The sequence below is a fragment of the Peptoclostridium sp. AF21-18 genome, assembly GCF_003478825.1.
GTDB lineage: Bacteria > Bacillota > Clostridia > Peptostreptococcales > Peptostreptococcaceae > Peptacetobacter.
In genome coordinates, this window is record NZ_QUGE01000059.1 from 1 (window position 1) to 733 (window position 733).

A 733-nucleotide genomic window follows, 5' to 3' on the forward strand; every position below is an offset into this window, starting at 1 on the left:
AGATTAAGAGGATAGCGCACGAGTTGTGGCTATCGTTAAACAAATTTAATAAAATGCCATAACTTCGTGCTATTTTATATGAATAATAGAAATAGGAAGGTTATGAACAATGAGAAAATTAAAAAAGATTGAAGTTTTAAGAGAATTACTTAATGAAAATATATCAATACTTAGATGTCCAGTGTGTAAAAAATCTATAAAATATATAAAAGAAAGTAGTGTATTATGTGAAAATAACCATTGCTTTAATATATCTAAAAAAGGATATGTTAATTTAGTAAAGAATAATGCGAAGACAATATATGATAAAAAATTATTTGAATCTAGAAGTAAAATATATGAATATGGTATATATGACGAGCTTTCTAAAGAGATAATAGATATAGTGGATAAATATACGTCAAAAAAGAATGTTAATTTTGTACTAGATGTTGGTTGCGGAGAAGGGTATTATTTAAATCAACTATATTCAGATGAAAAAATAAATAGTAAGTGTAAATTATTTGGAATAGATATATCAAGAGAAGGAATTTCACTTGCTACAAGATACGAAAATAGCATACTATGGAGTGTCTCAGACTTATCAAATCTACCATTTGAAAATGGTAAATTTGATATAATAATAGATATACTTTCACCATCGAATTATAGTGAATTTACTAGAGTTTTAAACAAAGGTGGAGTTGTAATAAAAGTAATTCCAGATGAACACTATTTAAAAGAGATAAGGTCT

Annotated in this window: 1 protein-coding gene; it reads left to right on the plus strand. The window is 25.5% G+C overall.

Annotated elements, in window-relative coordinates:
* Window positions 1-109 precede the first annotated feature (109 nt).
* Window positions 110-733, plus strand: a 624-nt coding sequence (locus DWX74_RS10985) for a methyltransferase domain-containing protein (protein WP_118549965.1), incomplete at its 3' end; no start/stop codon positions are given.